Origin of the sequence: Frankia sp. R43 (assembly GCF_001306465.1) — a bacterium.
Taxonomy (GTDB): domain Bacteria; phylum Actinomycetota; class Actinomycetes; order Frankiales; family Frankiaceae; genus Parafrankia; species Parafrankia irregularis.
In genome coordinates, this window is sequence record NZ_LFCW01000007.1 from 301,939 (window position 1) to 323,712 (window position 21,774).

The following is a 21,774-nucleotide window of genomic DNA, read 5'->3' on the forward strand; positions in this document are numbered from 1 at the left end:
CGCCCTCGGAGGGCGGAAGACGATGAATGGCATGCTCGGGAGAGCGGGCGCGACGAACGCACGCCGCCGCACGGGAGGACCGTTGACCAGCGAGGCAGAGCTGAGCTACCGCGCCCGTCGCGACGAGCAGCGCGAGGACAGCCGCAACCGGATCCTGGACGCCGCGGTCGACTGCCTGATCGAGGGCGGCTACGCCAGCGCGACCACGCCCCGCATCCAGGCGAGGGCGGGCATCTCACGCGGTGGGCTGCTCCACCACTTCCCGTCCCGCGACGCGCTGCTGGTCGCCGCGTCCGAGCATCTGGCCCGGCGGCGGATCGCCAGCACCGCGGCCACGGCCGAACAGATCGCCCGCACCCACCCCGCCGGCCCGCAGCGGCTGACCCGCATGGTCGAGCTGCTGTGGACGACCTTCCACGAACCGCACTGGTGGGCCGCCCTCGAGCTGTGGACGGCGGCGCGGACCCACGACGAGATCGCGGTGGCGCTGCGGCCGGTCGAACGGCACCTCGGCGCGATCGTGCGCGACGGGGTCGACGCCATGTTCGGGCCGGACTACACCGGCCACCCGCGCTATCCCCAGGTGCGGGAGCTACTGGTCAGCAGCATGCGGGGCCTGGCCCTCACCTACACGTTCGACCAGCGGGACCCGATCCACGACCCGCACCTGGCCATGTGGAAGGACCTCGTCATGGTCATGCTTCATGACCACGACGAGGTCCTCGACAACGACGAGGTCCTCGACCCCGTCGGCGCCCGCGGCGGCGCCCGCGACCGTCAGGCGGAAACGCCCGCCACCGAATAGCAGAGCTGGACGTCCCGGCCGGCCTTGTAGGCGTCCAGCCAACGGCCCGCGAAGGCGGGCAGCGGCTCCCCGGCGGGGCTGTGCCACGGGGCCTGGGAAAGCCCGAGGCGGTAGATCGTCGTGAGCAGCTCGCGGGCCGAGGCGACGTCGTAGAGCGACGACCGGCGCCCGCCGCCCAGGGCCTTGCCCAGCAGCTGCGCGACCCGGCCTCCTTCTTTCTTCTCGACCGGCGGAGTCATCGCCTCGCGCACACCCGGCACGCATTCGACGAAGCCCTCGATGATCTGGAAGTAGGTCTGGAAGACGTGCCGGAACACCTTCGGCGCGACCATCGTCCGGTACCACGGCTTGCCGACCACGGCGTCGTAGATCTCCAGCGCGGAGCTGCGGTGCTCGACCTCCTCCACGAAATGCCAGAGGAACAGTGAGGCCACCCGTTCGTCGCCGGGCCGGAAAAGCTCGGACTCGTGGTCGAGGAAGAGCTTGAACGTCGGTGTGAACGTCGCCTCGAGAGCGGCGGTGTAGGCGAGCTGGTACTGCAGGGAGGTGAAGGAGAGCGCGTCGAACCGTTCGACCGCCTTGTCGACCACGCCCTGCAGGCCCGGATGGCTCAGGGTGAGCGCGGCCAGGTGCTTGCGATGGCTGTTCGCGTGCTGGGCCTCCTGGCGCAGGAACGCCTCCGCCTCGGCGGCGACCGCCTTGTCCTTGATGAGCGGAATGGCGATTCGGGTGGAGGCGACGATGTGCTTCTCGAACGCGACCGCCAGCACACCGATCGCGTTGAGCATGACCGCCACGTCGGGCGCGGACGGCTGCCAGTGGAAGGGAACGGACTCGTCGAACGCGAACGGAATCCGACGGACTTCAAGATCGACCATTTCCGGCCGCCTCCTGCTCTTCCTCGCGAAGCTCATGAACATTTCCGGTGATGGGCGCCGGCGTCGCGGCGAGGGTGTTCCGGGCGGCCAGCGCGACCACCCAGACGCACACCGCGGTGCAGCCCAGCGCGTAGTACGGGTTGCCGATCGGGGTGCCGTCATCGGTCACGCCCTCGTGGGCGGAGAGCAGATCCGGCAGCGCGGTCAGCCACAGCACGGCGAGCACAGCCAGGTAGATCGTTCCGTACAGCACGGCGTAGCCGCTCACGAGACGATCCGCCGGGGCCGCGGAAGCCTCGGGAATCTCAGGCGCCGCCGGAACCTCGGGCGCCGCGGAAGCCGCGTCACCCGCGCGAGCCGCGGGTGACGGGCGCAGCCGGCTCTGGGCCAGCGCCGGCAGCGCGACGGCCGCGGCGGCGGCGAGCATCACGCCGAACACGGCCGCCATCAGCGCATGGTTGGGATTCTGCGCGGTCGTCAGATAGCCCAGCGGCGCACCGGCGACAGGCAGCAGCACCGGGGTGAGCACACCGACCGCGACCACCCGCCCGACCAGGCCAGGGGTGGCGAGCGTGCGACGTCCGGCCGGCTCGGCGATCAGCGCCCGCCAGCAGAAGGCGAGGATCGCGGGCCCCACCAGACCGAAGATCACCGTGCTCGACAGCGGCACCGACCCGAGAGCCGGCTCGTTGGTGGCTGCCTGCGGATTCCAGGCCCACCAGCGCAGCTGCGGCCCGATGTGGTCGAAGATCTCGTAGAAGCACTGGTGGACGAACCCGACGCAGATCGCGCCGACCAGCCGCCCCCGCCGGTCGAAAACGCCGATCCGGTCGACGAGCGCGCAGGCCAGGTAGGGAACCGCGACATACACCGCGAGAATGTAGAGCGGCAGCCGGTCGAACATGAACTGCACGGTGAACACGTTGTGCACGAAGATCAGGTCGATGCGATCGTCGATGCCGAACTGTTCGGGGAAGTACAGCGGCGGCTCGATGACCAGCGCGTAGACGATCGGGGCGAACCACAGCGCCAGATATGCCGGGTTTCCGGTGCGGCGGCGAAGCCGCACGGCGTGCGCGAGCGCGAGCACCGCACCGCCGATCATGAGTATCTCGATGACCGGCAGGGTCCAGTTCACCAGATCAGCGGGTGACCGCAGGCTCACCACCGGGTCGGGGTCGCAGGAAATACCGCCGAGCTTTTCCGCCAGCGAGCGGAAGGCGGCACTACAGGGGGCGCTCATGCGCTGCCCCTAAAAAGGAGGACCACCTTCTTGATGGCCCACTGATGAATGTCGCTGACACCGGCATGACCGCTCCTGAACTCCGTCGGGTACCGACGGTTGAACCCAGCTGGGCCGCCGCACCATACATAGTTAGACATGTGTATGGTCAAGAGGTCGGTGGCGACCTCCTGGCGAGTCTGCGCCGAGCCGTCCGGGAGGCGCCTCAGGCCGGAAGGCGCCTCGAAGGGGTCAGCGGGTGGTGGCGCGGCCAGGCGGGCCGGGCTGACCGGTCATGGTGCCCTTGACCGGGACGATCCGGTATTCGGCGATTGTGCCCGCCGGCAGGGTGTCGGTCGTCCACGTGTTCGTCCCGGGCTTCGCGGGCAGGCTGCCGGGCTGGCGTTGGAACTCCTGCTCGCCGCGCGAGAGGACTCGCCGCTCGACGAGGTAGGCGGTCGCGCCGGGGGTCGCCGCCCAGGTCAGCGCGAACTGGCCGGGCTGCCCGTCGACGGTGACGGCGCGGCCGGTGCCGGGCCAGGGCAGGTCACCGTACAGCGGGCCGAAGGTCGCGCCGATCCCGAGCTGCGCCAGGGCGTTGGCGACCCCGCGGGCGATCACGTACTCGCCGGCGGGGTTGGGGTGAGAGCCGTCCCAGGTGTCCCGGTAGGGGTCCCAGTCCTGGTAGGTGCGGGCGACCACGACGCTCGACGTCGGGGTCTGCCAGTTGCCGACCTGCTGGTCGAGCACGGTGTTGTAGGCCGTGGCCTGCGGCTGCAGGTCCCGCCCGCCGACATAGTCGGAGCGGTCGAGGACCTGGGCGACGACGACGTCGATGTCGGAGTTCACCCGGCGCGCGTTGTTGATCAGCGCCAGCATGTCGTCGGCGGCCTGCTGCGGGGTCGACAGATAGGTGAGGTCGTTCGCGCCGAGCGCCACGACCATCACGTCGGCGGGGGTCGCGCGCAGCAGGCCCTCGACGGCGTCGCGCTCGGTCCGCGTGGCGTCACCCCAGACCGCGTGATGATCCCGGTCGAACCAGGCGTCGACGTAGTCGTTCGAACCCGCCTTGTCGGCGGTGTTGTCCCAGACGTCGATACGGTCACCGACGAAGTCGACGGCGCCGGGCGCGCTGAGGTTCAGGTGCTCGGCCAGCCGGTAACGCCATGTGTAGTCCCCAGCGGTCTGCAGGGTGACCGAATCGCCGAGAATCAGTACCCTGGTTTTCGCCGCTGACTGGGCGCTGCTTTCGGCGCCGGTCAGGGAAACCGCCAGCCCGATACCGCCGCCCAGCACGATCACCGCGCCGAGTGCGGCCACCGCCAGGCGGGCGCGCCGGCCCACCCGCGCATCGGGGCCTGGTTCGAGAACACGGCGGAACCTGCCCATACGCACCCTGCCGCCTTCCCGTCCACAGTCCCGATCCCAATCCCGTCAAATAGGGATCAATGCTGCACCCTAGCGTCAGGCATGCCCGTCAGGCGCGTCGACCTCCGTCGGGACGCGGCCACCGGTATACGCAATCACGGGGCTCGGCCTGACCATCTACGCTTTCCGGAAACCGGACAGCGCAGCGGAGCGAAGCCCGGGCGCGCGTTTCGCGGTAGCGAGCTCCGGGTCGTTCAGGGCGCCGCCCAGCGGCTCGGGGGGCGGGGCAGGCCGAGGTGCTCGCGCAGGGTGCGCCCGGCGTAGTCGGTGCGGAACAGGCCGCGGCGGCGCAGCTCGGGAATCACCAGGGTGGCGAAGTCGTCGAGCGTGTCCGGCAGATACGGGAAGATGACGTTGAAGCCGTCGGCGCCGCGGCCCTCGAAGCATTCCTGGATGTGGTCGGCGATCGACTCCGGTGTCCCCACCACGGTCCTGATGTCGCGGGCACGTTGCTGGGCGAGCTGGCGGATGGTCAGGCCGCCGGCCCGGGCGCGTTCGACGATGGCCCGCTGCGCCGACTGGCTCTGGTTCGACGGCGGCAGGTCCGGCAGCGGGCCGTCCAGCGGGTGGGCCGCCAGGTCGACGCCGCCCAGCCAGTAGGCGAGGTCCGCGAGCGCGACCCGCGGGTCCAGCAGGGACGTCAGCCGGTCGAGCTTGTCCTCCGCCTCGCCGAGGGTGCGGCCCACGATCGTTGAGAGGCCCGGCAGGACGACGACGTCGTCCGGATCGCGCCCGGCCGCTCGCGTGGCGGCCTTCAGATCGGCATAGAACGCCTGCGCGCCGGCCAGGTCGGCATGCTGGGTGAACACGACGTCGGCCACCGAGGCGGCCAGCGCCCGGCCGCTGTCGGAGGAACCGGCCTGCACGATCACCGGGCGGCCCTGCGGTGGGCGCGGGATGTTGAGCGGCCCGGTGACCGCGAAGTGCTTTCCGCGGTGGTCGAGCCGGTGCAGCTTCGTCTCGTCGAAGTAGATGCCCGACGTCTGATCGTGATGGAACGCGTCGTCGTCGAAGCTGTCCCACAGCCCCGTCACCACGTCGAAGAACTCGGCGGCGCGCTCGTACCGCAGCTCGTGGTCGACGTGCCGGTCGAGGCCGAAGTTGCGCGCCTCGGCGTCACTGAGGGACGTCACCAGGTTCCAGCCGACCCGGCCACCGCTGATGTGGTCGAGGGAGGCGAACGTCCGGGCCAGGTGGTAGGGCTCGTTGTAGGTGGTGGACGCGGTCGCGATCAGCCCGATCCGGCTGGTCGCCGTGGCCAGGGCGGCGATGAGGGTCGTCGGCTCGAAGGAGTCGTTGACGACGGAGACCCGGCTCAGCACCTCCTGATCGGCGAAGGGCACCCCGACGAGGTCGGCGAAGAAGACGGCGTCGAACCGGGCCCGTTCGGCGGTGCGGGCCAGCTCGATCACATGCCGGATGTTGACACCCGCGTCCGCGGCCGTGTTCGGGTGCCGCCAGGCGGCGAGGAACTCGCCCGGCGGTTTGAGGAAGGCGTTCAGGTGCAGCTCCCGGCGGCGCGCGGGCCCCGGCACCGGCCGCGGTCGCGGCCCCGGCCGCGCGGTCATCGTGTGGTCGCCCCCGCCGGGACGGGCGTCGGTCGGCCGGTGGGACGTCCCAGGCCCAGGTGCCCGCGCAGCGTGGTCTGCTCGTACTCGGCGCGAAACAGCCCGCGGCGACGCAGCTCGGGAATGACCTGGTCGACGAAGTCCTCGGCCGGTCCGGGCAGGTAGGGGAAGCTGATGTTGAAGCCGTCGGCGGCCCTGGCCCGGAACCAGCGCTCGATGTGGTCGGCGACCGCCTCCGGGGTGCCCACCACCGACGAGACCGCGGCGAAGCGCAGCGCGAGCTGCCGGATCGTCAGCCGTTCCCGGCGCGCGAGGTCCAGCAGCAGGTCCTGCCGGCTCCGGCTGCGGTTCGTGACACCGACCTCCGGGACGGGCCCGTCCAGCGGATACGCCGACAGATCGATGTCACCGATGTTGTCCTGCACCAGCCGGCGCGCGACGTCGTCGTGCACCAGCTCCTGCAGCTCGTCGAGCCGGGCCCGGGCCTCGGCCTCGGTACTCGCGACGTAGGGCGCGAGCACCGGCCACACCAGCACCCCGTCGGGGTCACGGCCGTGCGCGGCCGCCCGCGCCTTGACGTCGGCGTAGAACGCCTGGGCACCCTCCAGCGTCACCTGCGCCGTGAAGATCACCTCGCCGTGGCGGGCGGCGAAGTCCCGGCCGGTCTCCGACGAGCCGGCCTGGAAGATCACCGGGTGGCCCTGCGGCGGCCGCGAGATGTTCAGCGGCCCGCGGACGGTGAAATGCTCCCCCGCATGATGCGGCGGGCGCAGCCCGGCCGGGTCGTAGTAGCGGCCCGCGGCGCGGTCGCGGACCACCGAGCCGTCGGCGAAGCTGTCCCACAGTGCGCGGACGACGTCGACGAACTCCTCGGCCCGCCGGTAGCGGAGCGTGTGGTCAAGGTGGGTGTCCCGGCCGAAGTTGCCCGCCTCCAGCGGGACGACCGACGTCACCACGTTCCAGCCGGCCCGGCCGCCGCTGATGTGGTCGAGCGAGGCGAACTTGCGGGCCACGTGGAAGGGCTCGTTGTAGGTGGTCGTCGCCGTGGCGACGAGGCCGATCCGTTCGGTCACCGTCGACAGCGCGGCGAGCAGGGTGAGCGGCTCGAAGTGGTCGGCCCGCGCGGTGCGGCGCAGTGAATCCAGGTCATGGCCCCAGATCGCGACGACGTCCGCGAGGAAGAGCCCGTCGAAGGTGCCGCGCTCCAGGATGCGGGCGACCCGGATGTGGTGGCCCAGGTTCAGCTGCCCGCCCGGCGGCGACAACGGATGCCGCCAGCCCGCGACGTGGCCACCGGATCCGTGCAGCAGCGCCCCGAACGTCAGCCGCCGCTGCCGCTCCCCCGCGGTCCGCCCCTGCCCGACGGTCACCGGACCGCTCCCGCCAGCGCTTCGCCGCCGGGGACACCGCCGGGCACGCCGCCGGCCCGATCGTGGGGTGCCGCCAGCAGGCCACGGGCGCGCAGCAGCGCCGCGGCGCCTTCGGCCAGCTGGTAGGCCTCCTCCAGGTGCGGCTGGCCGGAGAGGATGAAGTGGTCGAGGCCGAGCGCGTGGTACTCCTCGATCCGCTCGGCCACCTGCTCGTGACTGCCGACGATCGCCGTGCCCGCCCCGCCGCGCACAAGCCCGTAGCCGGCCCAGACGTTCGGGTACACCTCCAGGCTCGTGCGGTCGCCGCCGTGCAGGGCGGCCATCCGGCGCTGGCCGACCGACTCGCTCGCGGCGAAGACGGCCTGGTGCGCGGCGATCCGCGCGTCGTCGAGGCCGGCGAGCAGCCGGTCGGCCTCGGCCCACGCCTGAGCGGCGGTGTCCCGGCTGATGACGTGGAAGCGGATACCGAAGCTCAGCTCGTCCGCCCGGCCCGCCGCCGCGGCCAGCGAGCGCATCCGGTCGAGCCGCTCCGTGATCTGCGCCGGGGTCTCGCCCCAGGCCAGGTAGACGTCGGCCCGCCGGGCGGCCACCCGTTCGGCGGCGGGGCTCGCTCCACCGAAGAAGATCGGCGGTCGCCCCCAGGGTGCGACGTTGACGGTCGCCTCCTGGATGTCGTAATGCTCGCCGGCGAAGCTGAAGGCCGGTTTCGCGCCCGCGACACCGCGCAGCACGGTGAGGAACTCGTCCGTCCTGGCGTAGCGCTGGTCGTGGTCGAGATGGTCGCCGAGGCGGCGCTGCTCGGCCGAGTCGCCGCCGGTGACGACGTTGAGCAGCAGCCGGCCGCCGGAGATCCGCTGGAAGGTGGCCGCCTGGTGCGCGGCGAGCGTCGGCGAGATCAGCCCCGGCCGGAAGGCGACGAGGAACCGCAGCCGGCTGGTGACCTGGGTGAGTGCGGCGGTGATGATCCAGGCGTCCTCGCACCACAGCCCGGTCGGGGTGAGCAGGGCCTCGTACCCGAGCTGTTCGGCGGCGCGGGCGATCTGACCGAGATACTCGATCGTCGGCGGACGGAACCGCGGGTTGCGCGTTCCGTCCGCGCCGAAGTCCGCCTCGCCGTTCGAGCTGACGATGACCCGGTCATCGCCTCTCGTCGGCAGGTACCAGTGCAGATGCAGGGGCATGGCGGGTCGCTCTCCTCGGGCGCCCGGCCGGCCGCCGCGTCGGCCGCCGGGCGGTGGCATCGCCGGTGGCACGCGGCAACCGGAAACGAATGTCGACCGAAGCGGGCGTGCACCGCGGACGGCACCATCACGCGACCGGGCCACGCCGAATTCACGGACCTCCCGTGGCGCGGGTTTTCTTGGCTGGGTCCGACTGCAAGCGTCGCACCGCAAAACAACCCGCGTCAACCGATCCGAAAATTCCCCGAGAAAATACTGCTGAAATGTTTCTCAATTGTGACCGTCCGGCTCGCGGCGACGGCGATCCCCGCCGGCCCGCCGGAGGCTTCGACACACCGCGACGACAGCGCTGACACATCACGACTAGACCGATCGAGATAATGAACTATGCTGGCGCCATGAGACCGACCGCCGCCCCCTGCCGCGGCCGCCGGCCGCCGGCCACCAGGCCCGGGACCAGTTCCGATGGTGATTCCACTGTCCATGGCCGCGGGGTCGACCTGAGACCGGACGCCGGCCGCCATGGCGGCCGGCGTCGGTAGCCGACCTCGGTAGCCGGGGCACCGAAGGCAACGGAAGCTGGGACAACGGCACCGACCCGGCCGGCCAGCGGCGAACGGACGCTCCTTCCGTCGTTTCTCCCGCGCCAGTGAGCCTTTTCCGTCTCACGCTGTACAACGCACGGCCAGGGATGCCACGGCTCCGAGTCGACGAAGGAAAAGGCTCAATGCGGAGTTCGCGGCGAACCACAGCTGTTTCGCGCTTCTCTTTCTTCGTCATCGTGGGCGCGACCGCGCGCCGAGTACATCTATCGAAGGTGAGCGGACAATGGATCTAGGCCTTGACGGACGCCGCGCGATCGTGACCGGCGGGAGCCGCGGGATCGGGCGTGCCATCGCGACCGCGCTGGTCGCCGAGGGCGTCCAGGTGGTGATCGCCGCCCGCGACGAGGAGCGGCTCAAGGTGACCGCCACCGAGCTCGCCGCCGGCGGCGGTGTGGTTGTGCCCGTCGTCGCCGACACCGGCAGCGACGAGTCCGTGCGGGAGCTGGTCGCCCGCACCGTCAGCGAGCTCGGCGGCGTCGACATCCTGGTGAACAACGCGGCCCGGGTCGGCGGGTCGGGCACCCCGGGCAACGTCCGGGCGCTGGCCACGGCGGACGCCGCCGACGACTTCAACGTCAAGGTGCTCGGCTACCTGCGCGCCGCGCAGGAGGTCATCCCGCACCTGGTGGAGCAGGGCTGGGGCCGGATCGTCAACATCGGCGGCCTCGCCGCCCGCCAGGTCGGCATCGTCGGCGGCTCGATCCGCAACGCCGGCATCGTCGCGCTGACGAAGACCCTCGCCGACGAGCTCGGGCCGCGCGGCATCACCGTCAACGCCGTGCACCCCGGGTTCACCAGGACGGACCAGCACGGCGGCACGATCTCCCTGGACGAGGAGCAGTACGCCGCCTTCGGTGACCGCGTCGCCATCGGCCGCATTGTGACGGCCGACGAGGTGGCGGCCGTCGTCACGTTCCTGGTCTCGCCGGTCGCCGCGGCCGTCACGGGAGAGTCGATCGCCGCCGGCGGAGGCACCCCCGGCCCGATCCACTACTGACCGCCCACCCGACCGACCACCCATCCGCCACGCACCGCCCATCCGCCACGCACTGCCCATCCGCCACGCACTGCCCGCAGAAGCCGAATCGGAGGAGGAAGAGGACCCTCATGCCCCAGCCCACGGAAACCACCCAGCCCACCGGGCCGGCGTTCGCCACGCCCACCGACGCGGCGGCTCACGGCGAGTACACGATCAGGCGCGACCCCGCCGACACCCGCCCGCTCTACCGGTTCACCGGGCGGATCACCGCGGACGGCTCCAGCGGCTACCGGGCCGAACCCGGCCGCTACCACCTCTACTCCGGCTGGTTCTGCCCCTGGGCGCACCGGGTCCTCCTGCAGCGTGCCCTGCACGGGCTCGAGGACGTCATCAGCGTCTCCTACGTCGACGGCACCCGCGACGCCCGGGGCTGGGCGTTCCGGGAGGCCTACGGCCCGGACCCGGTGAACGGCTTCACGCTGCTGCGCGACGCCTACGAGGCGACCGAGCCGGGCTTCGACGGCCACGTCTCCGTGCCCACCCTGTGGGACCGCCAGACCGGCCGGGTCGTCTCGAACGACTTCGTCACGCTCGGGCTCGACCTCGCGACCCAGTTCGGCGCCTGGTCGAACGGCACCGACACCTACCCCGAGCACCTGCGCGCCGAGATCGCCGAGCTCGACTCCTGGATCGGCCCGCAGGTGAACCACGGCGTGCACCGGGCCGCTCGGGACACCGCCATCCGCGCCACGCTGCTCAGCGCGTTCGCACGGCTCGAGGAGCGGCTCGCCGACACCGACCACCTGGCCGGCGGGCAGCTGACGGAGGCCGACGTGCGGCTGTGGGTGTCCCTGGTGCGCTACCGGGGCCGCACCGGCGATCTGGCGGTCCTGCCGCCGCTGTCGGACTTCCCGCGGCTGTGGTCGTACGCTCGCGCCCTCTACCGGCTGCCCGCGTTCCGCGCCACGACCGACTTCACCACGTTCACGGATCCGTCCGCACTGCTGCCCGGCTGGGAGGTGACACCGACGCGCGGCGCCTAGCCGGCCGGGCGCCGGGCACGTGGTGCGCTCCGTGGCGGGCTGCCAGCCAAGCGCCGGCGCGACGAGGTGGACGACGTCGTGCAGGATCTGCTCGTACTCGGCTCGGTCGAACTCGTAGGGCAGCTCGACGCGCAGCTCGCGTACGGCCGCCACCGCCGCGTCAGCCTGCAACCGGGCGACGATCTCCTCGGCGGGACCGATGAGATCGGGAGCGAACAGCGTCCGGCGTGGGCCGTGGGCACGCAGTGTGCGCTCGTGACGGCTCGTGGCATAGTCGCGGTAGCGCGCACGGGTCGCCCCGTCGGCACTGTCGGTCGGGACGATGACCCGGCCCAGGGCGATCCTGGCCGGGCCGCCGGGGCCCGCCGCCTTCCGGTAGACGTCCAGCAGCGCGAGCTGCGCGGCGACGACGTCGTCCGTAGCCTCACCGTCGGCGACGAACCCGTCGATGACGTTGCCCGTCAGCAGGTTCAGCCTGTGCTCACCCGCCCACCGGGCCGACCGCAGACTGCCACCGCCGTACCAGACCCGGTCGGCCAGCCCCGCGGCGTGCGGCTGCTGGCGTGGCCGCTGCACGTTGCCCGGTGAGTGGATGACGGTTTCCTCGTCACCGAGATAACCCCCACGCAGCGCCTCGACGAGCCGGTTGATCCGGCCGTAGGACAGGTCGTGGCTTCGCCAGTCGCCGTCGAAGACCAGATCGCCCAGCAGCTCGGCGTGCGGCGGAGTCCCGGCACTGAACCCGGGCTGCAGCCGACCGCGGGACAGCACGTCAACGGTCGCGAGGTCCTCCGCGAGCCGGAACGGGCTCTCGTAGCCGATCGGGATCACCGCGGTGCCGAGCTCGATCCGCGTGGTGCGCTGGGTCGCCGCGGCGAGGAAGGCCGCGGCCGACGACACACCGTGCTCCAGGTGCCGCTGACGGATCCAGGCGCCGTCGAAGCCGAGCCGCTCCCCGAGCTCGAACAGTTGCAGGGTCGCCTCGAGACCGGAGTACGGGTCGTCGTCCTGGTAGTTCCCCGGGGTCAGGAACGCCAGCGACGCAAGCCCGCCCGGCCGCTCCGAAGTGGGTTCCGGGTACATGGCATCGTTCCGGCTCGCGACGCGACACGTTGCGGGCACGCGGTTCTCCTCCCCGTCGGGGGCGGCGGCGGATCGCTCACGTCCGCGGGCGACGGCTGCTGGTCAACCGTAGGCACGGTCGACAATTCTCGTCAATCTCGATAGAAGAAATAAAGAAGATGCGTGAGCCACCGGGCGGCACACAGTTACCTCGGACGGAGATGATGCGGATCAGATCGTGGCGCGCGGCCCCGACTGTCCCGACTGACTCACCTGGCCACCGGACAGCGGGCCGCCAGGGGCCACGAGCAGCCCGACCAGCGCGTCACGAGCCGGGGCCGGCACGGCACTCCACCGCTCGCCGACCGCACCGGTGACCGCGGCACGCAGCTTGAGCCCGTAGGCCCGACCATCGTCGGTGAGCCGCAGACGGGTGACACGCCGGTCCTCGGAGTCGGCCTGCCGGATGACGAGGCCGCGACGGACCAGCCTGTCCGCCATGCCGGTGATGTTGGTCTTGTCGCAGCCGAGCAGTTCGGCGAGCTCGCCGAACGAAGGCTCACGCCGCTGGAGCAGGCACAGCATCTCGACCTGTTGGACGGTGAGCCCGGCACCGCGCGCGACGGATCCGAGGATCACCCGCATCTCCCGATGCAGCTCAAGCAGGCTGGCGGCGAGGCCATCCGGCTGCCCGGCAGATGTCATGCGGCGAGGGTACGCGACAGATGGTCCAGATCCTCTACTATTTTAGTTGAGCATCTCGACTATCGACGTACTCATCATAAATGCTGGAGCAGCCGATGGAATCGGAACGCAGGGTGGCGCTGGTAACCGGCGGCTCGCGGGGAATCGGGCGGGCGATCGCCGAGCGCCTCGCCGCGGCCGGCAGCGCCGTCGTCGTCAACTACCACCTGAACGGTGACGCGGCCACCGAGACGGTCGAAGCCATCAGCCGCGCCGGCGGTGTCGCCGTGGCGATGCGCGGCGATGTCACCGACCATGCGCAGGCATGCGCGCTGTTCGAGAGCGCCGAGCAGCGGTTCGGCCGGCTGGACACCGTGGTCAGCAACGCCGGAGTGGCCCGGTTCGCGCCCATCGCGGCCACGACGGACGACGATTTCGAGGAGACCTTCGCCCTCAACACCCGAGCCACCTTCTTCCTCCTGCGGGAGGCGGCCAACCGGGTGCGCGACAACGGCCGGGTCGTCGTGATCTCCTCCGGGGTCACGAAAACACATCGAACCGGCACCGGCGTCTACGGCGCGAGCAAAGCCGCGGTAGAGCACCTGGTGCGGGTCCTGGCGAAGGAGCTCGGACCGCGGCAGATCACCGTGAACAGCGTGCTCCCCGGCGGGACTCGTACCGACGCGCTGCTCGCGAACGTTCCCGCGGCCATGCTGGAACGAATCGCCTCCGAGGTACCGCTGGGCCGGCTCGGCACGCCCGACGACATCGCCGAGATCGTGGCCTTCCTCGCCTCCCCCGGCGGCCGCTGGGTCACCGGCCAGTCCATTGCCGCGAGCGGCGGCGCGTTCTGAGCAACAGCGCGCTCTGAGCAACGAGCTGATCACCCGCGAAGGGCCGCGCCCGGGACCGGGTGAGAATCCCCCCGTCAGGGCGGAAACGCACAGGGCCCCGGGCTCGGCGGATTTCCAGGGGTCCTACGCCTGGGCGCCCGAAGGCGCCGGGCTCGGCCGCTTCACCGCCTTCTGCTTCGCGCGCACACCCTCCTCGACCCGATCGCCGAGAGTCCTGTCGACGTTGCGCCAGTAGTCGAATGCGCGCACCAGCACCGGCTCGCTGACGCCGTCGAGGAGGTGGCCGACGATGTTGTCGACGAGCCGCGCCCGGGCCGCGTCGTCGAGAACCTCACGGACCATGGTGCCGGCCTGGCCCCAGTCGTCGTCGTCACGGCGCAGGGTGTAGGCGGTACGGACCATCTCGCCGTCGGCGAACCAGTGGCCGCCGTCGTCGGTCAGCTCCGGCTGGGCCACCGGGCCGCCGTAGGAGTTCGGCGCGTAGACCGGGTCGGAGGCGTTCTGGACACGCATCGCCCCGTCCTTGGCATAGCTGTGGACGGGCACCTTCGGCGTGTTCACCGGAATCTGCTTGTAGTTCACTCCGAGCCGGGCGCGGTGAGCGTCGGCGTAGCTGAACCCGCGGGCCAGCAGCATCTTGTCCGGCGACAGGCCGGTACCGGCGACGAGATTGTTCGGCTCGAACGCGGCCTGTTCCATCTCGGTGTGGTAGTCGGTCACGTTGCGGTTCAGCGTGAGGCGGCCGACCTCCTGCAGCGGATAGTCCTTGTGCGGCCACACCTTGGTCAGGTCGAACGGGTTGAACCGATAGGACTTCGCCTCGTCGAACGGCATGACCTGCATTTTGAGCGACCAGCTCGGGAAATCCCCGTCCCGGATGTGCTCGTACAGGTCACGCTGGTGGTAGTCGGCGTCGGCCGCGGCCAGCCTGTCGGCGTCCTCCTGGACGAGGAAGTCGATTCCCTGGTCGGTCTTGAAGTGGTACTTCACCCAGAACCGCTCACCGGCCGCGTTGATCCACATGTAGGTGTGGCTGGAGTAGCCGTTCATGTGCCGCCAGGTCCGCGGGATGCCGCGGTCCCCCATCAGCCAGGTCACCTGGTGGGCGGACTCCGGCGAAAGGGTCCAGAAATCCCACTGCATGTCATGGTCGCGCAGGTTGTTGTCCAGGCGGCGCTTCTGCGACCGGATGAAGTGCTGGAACTTCATCGGATCCCGGACGAAGAACACCGGCGTGTTGTTCCCGACGATGTCCAGGTTTCCTTCCGAGGTGTAGAACTTCACCGCGAACCCACGCGGGTCACGCCAGGTGTCCGGGCTGCCCCGTTCCCCCGCCACCGTGGAGAACCGGATCAGCACGTCCGTCTTCGTCCCGGGCTGGAAGACCGCCGCCCGGGTGAAGGCGCTGACGTCCTGCGTGACCTCGAACACCCCGAACGCCCCACCCCCCTTCGCATGCGGCTGCCGCTCCGGGATGCGCTCCCGGTTGAAGTTCGCCATCTGCTCGATCAGGTAATGATCCTGGAGCAGCAGTGGACCGTCCGCCCCCACGCTCAGCGAATGCTCGTCGCTGGCGACAGGTATCCCCGCGTCGGTGGTCGTAGGACGACGCTTCTGTGTTGTCACCACGCACTCCTCATCCAGCTGACATCTGCTCATCCAGCTGACATCTGCATTGATCGGGTCGATTCGCCGCCCGCCCGACTCGGCTCCGCGCTGCCGCCCCGCAGCCGATCAGTCGCCCCGCAGCCCATCACCAGCCTCGGAGCGGACCGAGCCGCGGAGCAGACCGCCAGGAACCGCGGATCGCACCGCTCCCTGCGCCTACCCGCCCACCGCCGTCACACACACCACCGCGCTGATCCATCGCCGCGACCGGCGAACACCGCCATCCGCGACCACCCGCCGGCCCGCGACACCAGGCCGCCGCGGGTGAATCAACGGGCAGGCGACGGGCCGACCGGAGGGCGGCCGTAGGCTGCACATGACGTGCGGGGGCACCACGGTCCCGGCGCGTACACCTGTCACACCAAGCCGGGACGGATGGAAGCGAGCAGGCCATGGGCGACGCAGCGTTCGAGATCGAGTCGACGTTGCCGGACCTCACCGATCTCGATCTCGCCTCCCTGGAGGCCGCCCCGGGCGACGCCGTCGGCAACGCCATCCTGGCCCGCGGGTTGAGCCGGCTCCGCACCGCGGCGCTGAACCCGGACGGCGCAGTAGCCGGCTTCGCGTCGAGCGCGTGAAGCCGTCGGGCAGGTGAAGCTGTCGGGCGGGTGCGGCTGACGGGCAGTCTGCGATGCCGGGCAGGCTCCCAGGGCCGTCAGGGCGGCGGCGGGTCGATGCAGAGGTCGGCACGACCGTTCGATCGCAGGCTTGCCAGCAGAGAGTCGTCTTCCTCGAAGTTCGTCGCGAGTTCGGTGAGGACCGCCGAGCGCAGCGCGCGGGCACCGGCCTCGTCACCCAGCGCCTGATGATCCGCAGCGAGGTTGATGGACACCAGCAGGGCTGCCGGGGCCTCATCGCCCAGCCGGGCGCCGAGCTGCCGCACCGCTTCCTCGTCGATCTGTCGCGCCGCGGCGAACTGGCCGAGGTCGAACAGGCAGTTCGCCAGATTCACCGAGCATGCGACCGCGAACGGATGGTTCTCCGCCAGTGATTCGCGAATCCGTTGCCTCGTCTGGTTCGCCAGGTCGAGCGCGGAGCGTGGCTCCCCACACAACCGGGTCGCGATGACGAGGCCGTTGGCAGCCGCGAGAGCGGACAGGTCGCGCACCCCGAGCCTGTCGTCCGCGCGCCGAACGGTGTCCGACGCCAGCTCACGGGCCTGCGCAGCCGCTCCCGCGAGGCATCGGGAGTTCACCAGCCCCACCGCGGACGCCAGCGTGATCGGCTGGTTCTCCCCGACATACTGCAGAAGTTTCCCGAAAGCTTCCCCTGCGAGGCTCAGGGAACGCCCGAGCTGCCCCACCCAGCGCAGCGAGACCGCGTGGTTGGCCATGGTTCGCAGCGTGTCCGGGTGGTCTTCGCCGAGGACGCGACGGCTGTTCCCCAAGGTTTGTTCCAGCAGCTCGGCTGATTCCCGGTACCGGCCGAGCTCCCGCAGATCACGGGCATAGCTGTCTGCATACTGCAGCGTCAGGATGTCGTCGTCGCCGTACATCCTGCGCTGTCTGTCGTAGGCCTCCTTCCCCGTCACAAGCGCATGTTTGAAATCGCCTACGAAACGCAGGGAGACGGCAAGGTTGTTCGCCGACTTGATCTTCTCCCTGCTGTCGAGGCCCGAGATCTGGTGATAGCGGTGATACGTGGCCTCGTCGAGTTCGCGGGCTTCCTGGTAGTTACCTGTTCCCCGCAGGTCGCCGCCCAGCGCCATGGCAGCACGCAGTGCCAGCGGGTCGCTCGGGCCGAAGCGACGGTCCAGGCTGTCGCGCGCCCGCCGGTCCAGCTCGTGGGCCTGCTCGGCCTCGCCGAGCGCGCGGTAGCTGTCCGCCAGGTCCAGGCAGAGCTCCAGCGTGCGCGCGTCGTCCGCACCGAACTGGCCTCGCCAGACCTCCAGAGTCCGCTGCGCCAGATCACGGCAACCGCCGTGGTCGCGCTGCATGTAGAGATAGCGGACCTGGTTGCGGACCACTCGGGCCGCGGTCTCGTCCCGGGACGAGATCAGACCCGAAGGCTCCAGATGCGGCCTGATCTGGTCATAACGCGGCCAGTTGGCCGGGTCGTCGGCGTTACCGGGATCCGCTGCGCCGAGGAGCGCATGTACCCGTGCACGGGTCAGCGTTCGTTGCTCGGATGCGAGATCCTCCCGGATGACCGTCTGAACGAGGCGGTGCATCACCAGGGTCCGCCGCTGCGGATCGAGCCTCGCAAGCGCGTGGTCGACCAGCTGCCGGACGGCCTCCCCCAGCATGATGTCGTCACGGAAGCGCTGGTCGTCGGCATCCGCCAGAACCGCGAGCCCGACGCTTGCGAAAAGATCGAGGCTGATCGGTTCGGGGCCGAAGAAGGCGCAGAGCTGTGCCAGCCGCGCCGCCGTGGGTGCCCGGTCACGCAGGCCCTGCATCGACAGCAACCACGTGCGGAAGACCCGCGGCGGATAGACAGGGGCCCCCTCGTCCAACAGCAACGGCCCAGGGCTGTCCTCAAGGAGCTGCAGGTACCGCTCAGCCGGCATGCCGGTCCTGGAATGCCACGCCCCAGCGTGATCAAGAGCCAACGGCAGGTCTCCCAGCGCTTCGGCGAGCCGAGTCGCGGTCTCCTCCGTCAGCCCGGGAGCACGCAGCAGCAGCAGGCCGATGCTTTCCCGACGGCTGAACAGGTCTATCTCCAGCAGAGACTGCTGGCCCCAGTCGCGGCTGCGCGAGGTGACGATCACATGGCCGGGCCCGGGCGGAATCAGCGGAAGGATCTCGCCCGGGACCTCGGCGTTGTCGAAGACCAACAGCCACCGCCGGTAGGGCACTCCGCGGCGAAGCGCGTCGACGACATCCGCGCCGCCCTCCCGACCGTTCCGGGCGGTCAGGCCCAGATCGACGGCCAGGCGGTTCAGCCCAGTGCGGACGAGCGCCATCTGGTCACACCCGAACCAGTAGACGAGGTCGTAGCTGGCACCGAACCGGAAGACGTACTCGGCCGCCAGCTGGGTCTTTCCGACTCCGCCGAGCCCCTGCAGCACCTGGCAGTGCACCGGCGGCCCGTCCAGACCGAGGAAACTGTCACGCAGGCTCGCGAGCAGTTCCTCGCGGCCGACAAAGGCCGGGTTACGCACCGGCACTCCCTCCCAGACGCGCGGCGGCGCCCCGGGAAAGCGGACCTCCTCCCCGAACCTGGACGTCAGGTTGGTCGCCGGTGCCGGTTGCGACGGCTTGCCCGCCGCCGCCGCAAGCGCTCGGCGCGCGCGTGCGCCGTCGAGGCCGACGAGGTCAGCCACATCCCGGCCCGCGATCTCCGGCGACAGCCGGATCTCCTCAACCCGCACCGGTACGAGCAGGCGCTGTGCACCGTCGGGATCGAGCACGACCATGCGCCGCCACCGCTCGAGCGCCGCGGGCAGCTGCAGATAGGTCCGGGAGAAGATCGCCACCAGGCGGCGGCGCCCGACCGCCCCCTCCAGCGGGCCGCCGGTGACCTTGGTGGTCGAGTCGATCGGATCCGCGATGACGCGGAAGCCCGCCTCCTCGAGCTCGGCAGCGGCCCAGTCCGCCCACGGACGGTCGGCGGACGAGTAACTGAGCACAACCTCGGTGGGAATCGTCACCCGGGCGCGCTCGAAGACCTCCAGAGTCTCGCGTCGCCGCAACTCGTCCTGCGGGGGCAGTTCGCTCACCACCCCGTGGGTGAGATGCGAGGTCAGCCGCTCGTAGGCGGCGAGCAGGGTGCCCTCCTGACGGGGCCGGTCACCGAAGACGGCCAGTATCTCCTCATAGGCGTAATACGGCTTGTATGGCACTTCCACGTCACCCCAGTACCGTTCCTTCTCCAGGTCGTCCATATCCCGGAGAAAGGAGTTGAACGCGGCCCGCGCCACGTCACGCCCCAGCTCCAGCCGGCGCTGCTCACCGTCGTCCGCCCGCATGAGAACCGGGAGCAGGCGGATGGTCCGGCCGTCCCCCTGCGCGTCGATGGAACGCGCGACCGATACGGCGCCATCGATGCTCTGGCTACTCAGGGTGAAACAGTTCACCACGACGTCGGGTAGCTGCACCGTGCAGATTCCCGCGGTGTCGCTCAGACCCGTCCTGCTGTCGATGAGAATCCAGTCGTAGGACGAGCGCATGTCGGCCCGCAGCGCGTCAATGAAATCACCCCCTCCCTGCTGCTCGTAGAAGGTGTTCCAGTCGAAGGTGTTGACCCGCTGCGCGTAGGCGGCATCGTGGCGGCCCGAACAGACGAAGTCGATGGTTCCGCCCGAGGCGAAGGGCCAGGTCAGCGACACCGCATACTGCATGACCTCGGTGGACCTCGCGAACCATTCCTCCTCTCCCGGCCCCTGCGGTGACATGACCGCGATCGCGAAATCCCAGATCATGTCCATGACGCCGCGGGTGGAACGAAGATCGGGATCATGCAGAAACGGATGGAAGTAGCGGTGCAGCCCAGGTGCTTCGAGATCCCAGTCCACGACGAGGACGCGGGATCCGCTGCTTGCCAACAGCCAGGCGGTGTTGGCAAGAGCCATGGAGCGCCCCGTACCCCCCTTGTACGAGTAGAAGGTGACGACCGTACCGGACGCCTCCGCGGGCACCTGTTCTTCGGAGACCCCCTCTTCGGACACCCTCATCACGGCCCGGCCAGACGCGGTAGGCCACGTGCGGTCTTCGGCGCTCTGAAGATCCGCCTGTGCTCGAAGATCCGTGCCTGGGAGTCGACGATGATCTGGATCAGGGCCCGATCGAACTCCTCCCGGGAACGAATCTCCTCGCGAAACAACCTGTCCCGCCGCATCACGTTGTTCCGAAGCGCGCTCGCCAGCGTCTCCTTCAGGTGCTGAAGGTTCTCATGCGTCTCGAGATCGTCGGGATTAAAGGGGACCAGCACGCCCGACGTCGGCTCGTTGCGCCGGTCGTATTTGGTCAGCGCAAGGCGGATTTCGTCAAGCTTGGCCGCCCACATGTCGACCAGTAGAATCACGATCTCATTGCGGGCCGTGGAGCGCTCCAGCAGATCCGCCACGCCGTCGTCCAACCGGGTCACCGCCGAGGTCATCCCCTGCCGCGCGGCGACCATCTGAGCCAGCACACACACCCGGTCGTCGTGCAGCGGGCGGTAGGGCGTCCATTCGTCGAAATCACTTCCGTAGAAGTCCAGGTGCTCCCGCAGCACGGCGATCTCATCGCGCGAGGTGGAGGCCAGAACGAAGGTGACGCGGCTGGGGCCACCCCCCTGCGTCTCCGGACGCGGTTGCGGCTGCCGGTGCCGATGTCGGTGCGGCTCCTGGTGCGGATCCGGCGTCAGCTCCCGCTTCGGCTCCGGATCGGCTGGAGGCTGCTGCGGCTCAGCGGATCCCGGCGACCCCGATGGCCCAATCTCCTTCGATGCCCCGGAAGGTGCCCCGCCGTCGCCCGCCAGAGGCCGGACCTGGAACATGTTGGGAACCTGGTCGAAGTCGATGGCTTCCGGATGCGGGGGTAACGGTGACTCGTGGGCGAGCCGGACGATTCGGGTAGCCAGCGCCACCAGGAACTCCTGGTACATGTCATGGTTGCGATCCAGCTGCAGAAGGTACCGAAGACCCCTCTGCGCGTACGTCGTTCCCAACTCCTGGTGATCATACTGCAACCGGAGGAACACTTTGGGCGGATCACGCAAGGGCGTCCAGATGACCGGTAGCAGTACGGCGGGGCTGCCCTGCCCACCAGCAGCCGCGGCGCGAAGGCGCCCGTCGAACACCGTCCATTCACGGCCGCAGTACACACTCGCGAAGAACGTCGGAGAACACATCGCGACGAAGGTGCGGCATCGCGCGAGAGCCGCACCGAGCTCCGCCGACCAGTCCTGGCCCGGCTCGATCGAACGCCGGTCGAAGAACCCCACCGTGCTGGCGTCCGAGGCCCCGACCCGAAGGCGCACCTCGGCCCTGAGATCCTGGTGGAACCGCTCGAGATAGGGCCCGTCGCCGCCGTCCGCCCGCGCATAGCTGAGGAAGAAGTAAAGCGGCCAGGCCTCGGGTTCCTCCTCCTCAGGCACTCCTGCGGGCACCAGTGTTTCCCGGCCCGTCGTGGCTGCCCGGGTGACCAGGCCGCACGGGCATTGGTGCCGCTCCGGGTGCATGCAGGACGCCCTGCCGACCGACGCTCTTGCCCGGCATCGATTGGCCCCTCTCCCGCGGTGTCGGGCCACCGCACTGCGTACACAGGCCCAGATCGGTCTGCCTGAGCCGAGTTGACCGCCCCGAGGGGGGTGGCAACAGATTCTACGACGTCCTCCGCACACGTGCGGAGGATGTTGGCGCGCCCCCGGAGTTCGCAAGAAACGGCTGGCTCGAGCCCGGCGGACGCAAATACAGCGAAGAGGCAGACAAAACCAGCAAACGATGGGATCGCCGCCAGCCCACAAGCTGCGGGTACGGCGCGGTGACGACGGATTCATGCGC

Annotated in this window: 15 protein-coding genes and 1 pseudogene; 5 read left to right on the forward strand and 11 right to left on the reverse strand. The window is 70.1% G+C overall.

All coding sequences use genetic code 11. From position 1 onward, the window contains the following. Window positions 1-82: 82 nt before the first annotated feature. Complete coding sequence (locus ACG83_RS28810; RefSeq protein ID WP_054569389.1) at window positions 83-805, forward strand: TetR/AcrR family transcriptional regulator; 723 nt, start codon at window positions 83-85, stop codon at window positions 803-805. Here ACG83_RS28810 and ACG83_RS28815 read toward each other — a convergent pair. The 6 genes from ACG83_RS28815 to ACG83_RS28840 form a co-directional block, all read right to left on the reverse strand. Beyond that, window positions 778-1,683: a metal-dependent hydrolase gene (locus tag ACG83_RS28815; protein WP_054569390.1), complete on the reverse strand. Its 906-nt coding sequence runs from the start codon at window positions 1,681-1,683 to the stop codon at window positions 778-780. The genes ACG83_RS28810 and ACG83_RS28815 overlap by 28 nt on opposite strands. Beyond that, the gene (locus tag ACG83_RS28820) at window positions 1,670-2,926 is read right to left on the reverse strand and encodes a hypothetical protein (protein WP_054569391.1); all 1,257 of its coding nucleotides are present in this window, start codon (window positions 2,924-2,926) and stop codon (window positions 1,670-1,672) included. Before ACG83_RS28820 ends, ACG83_RS28815 begins: the two co-directional genes overlap by 14 nt. Before the next feature lie 231 nt (window positions 2,927-3,157). Beyond that, a complete protein-coding gene (locus ACG83_RS28825; protein WP_054569392.1) occupies window positions 3,158-4,294 on the reverse strand; it encodes a GDSL-type esterase/lipase family protein in 1,137 nt (378 codons plus the stop codon). A 233-nt stretch (window positions 4,295-4,527) separates the two neighbouring features. Continuing rightward, window positions 4,528-5,901 carry an LLM class flavin-dependent oxidoreductase gene (locus ACG83_RS28830; RefSeq protein WP_054569393.1) on the reverse strand — a complete coding sequence of 458 codons (1,374 nt, stop codon included), beginning with the start codon at window positions 5,899-5,901 and terminating at the stop codon, window positions 4,528-4,530. Further along, on the reverse strand, window positions 5,898-7,271 hold the full coding sequence (locus ACG83_RS28835) for an LLM class flavin-dependent oxidoreductase (RefSeq protein WP_054569394.1): 1,374 nt from the start codon (window positions 7,269-7,271) through the stop codon (window positions 5,898-5,900). Before ACG83_RS28835 ends, ACG83_RS28830 begins: the two co-directional genes overlap by 4 nt. Further along, window positions 7,268-8,452, reverse strand: coding sequence for an LLM class flavin-dependent oxidoreductase (locus ACG83_RS28840; RefSeq protein ID WP_054569395.1), 1,185 nt, complete (start codon window positions 8,450-8,452; stop codon window positions 7,268-7,270). The genes ACG83_RS28835 and ACG83_RS28840 overlap by 4 nt, the downstream gene beginning before the upstream one ends. Before the next feature lie 828 nt (window positions 8,453-9,280). Between ACG83_RS28840 and ACG83_RS28845 the strand changes: the two genes are divergently transcribed. Then, a complete protein-coding gene (locus ACG83_RS28845) occupies window positions 9,281-10,054 on the forward strand; it encodes an SDR family NAD(P)-dependent oxidoreductase (RefSeq protein ID WP_054569396.1) in 774 nt (257 codons plus the stop codon). Between the two features lie 110 nt (window positions 10,055-10,164). Further along, complete coding sequence (locus ACG83_RS28850; RefSeq protein WP_054569397.1) at window positions 10,165-11,079, forward strand: glutathione S-transferase C-terminal domain-containing protein; 915 nt, start codon at window positions 10,165-10,167, stop codon at window positions 11,077-11,079. A 27-nt stretch (window positions 11,080-11,106) separates the two neighbouring features. Here the strand turns inward: ACG83_RS28850 and ACG83_RS42990 are convergent. Beyond that, window positions 11,107-12,162, reverse strand: a pseudogene (locus ACG83_RS42990) (LLM class flavin-dependent oxidoreductase); the annotation flags it as partial. A 210-nt stretch (window positions 12,163-12,372) separates the two neighbouring features. Next, on the reverse strand, window positions 12,373-12,846 hold the full coding sequence (locus ACG83_RS28865; RefSeq protein WP_083473637.1) for a MarR family winged helix-turn-helix transcriptional regulator: 474 nt from the start codon (window positions 12,844-12,846) through the stop codon (window positions 12,373-12,375). A 95-nt stretch (window positions 12,847-12,941) separates the two neighbouring features. Between ACG83_RS28865 and ACG83_RS28870 the strand changes: the two genes are divergently transcribed. Continuing rightward, window positions 12,942-13,679, forward strand: a complete 738-nt coding sequence (locus tag ACG83_RS28870) for an SDR family oxidoreductase (RefSeq protein WP_054569400.1) — start codon at window positions 12,942-12,944, stop codon at window positions 13,677-13,679. 123 nt (window positions 13,680-13,802) lie between these two features. Here the strand turns inward: ACG83_RS28870 and ACG83_RS28875 are convergent, their stop codons facing one another. Further along, on the reverse strand, window positions 13,803-15,338 hold the full coding sequence (locus ACG83_RS28875) for a catalase (RefSeq protein WP_369812927.1): 1,536 nt from the start codon (window positions 15,336-15,338) through the stop codon (window positions 13,803-13,805). 401 nt (window positions 15,339-15,739) lie between these two features. On the opposite strand from ACG83_RS28875, the gene ACG83_RS28880 reads away from it, so the two are divergent. Then, complete coding sequence (locus tag ACG83_RS28880; RefSeq protein ID WP_054569401.1) at window positions 15,740-15,925, forward strand: hypothetical protein; 186 nt, start codon at window positions 15,740-15,742, stop codon at window positions 15,923-15,925. A 77-nt stretch (window positions 15,926-16,002) separates the two neighbouring features. On the opposite strand, the gene fxsT is transcribed toward ACG83_RS28880, so the two are convergent. Beyond that, complete coding sequence (gene fxsT, locus ACG83_RS28885) at window positions 16,003-19,956, reverse strand: FxSxx-COOH system tetratricopeptide repeat protein (RefSeq protein ID WP_235498252.1); 3,954 nt, start codon at window positions 19,954-19,956, stop codon at window positions 16,003-16,005. 5 nt (window positions 19,957-19,961) lie between these two features. Continuing rightward, window positions 19,962-21,380 (reverse strand): TIR-like protein FxsC, encoded by a 1,419-nt coding sequence (locus ACG83_RS28890; protein WP_054569402.1) that lies wholly within the window; start codon window positions 21,378-21,380, stop codon window positions 19,962-19,964. Between the last annotated feature and the right edge of the window lie 394 nt (window positions 21,381-21,774).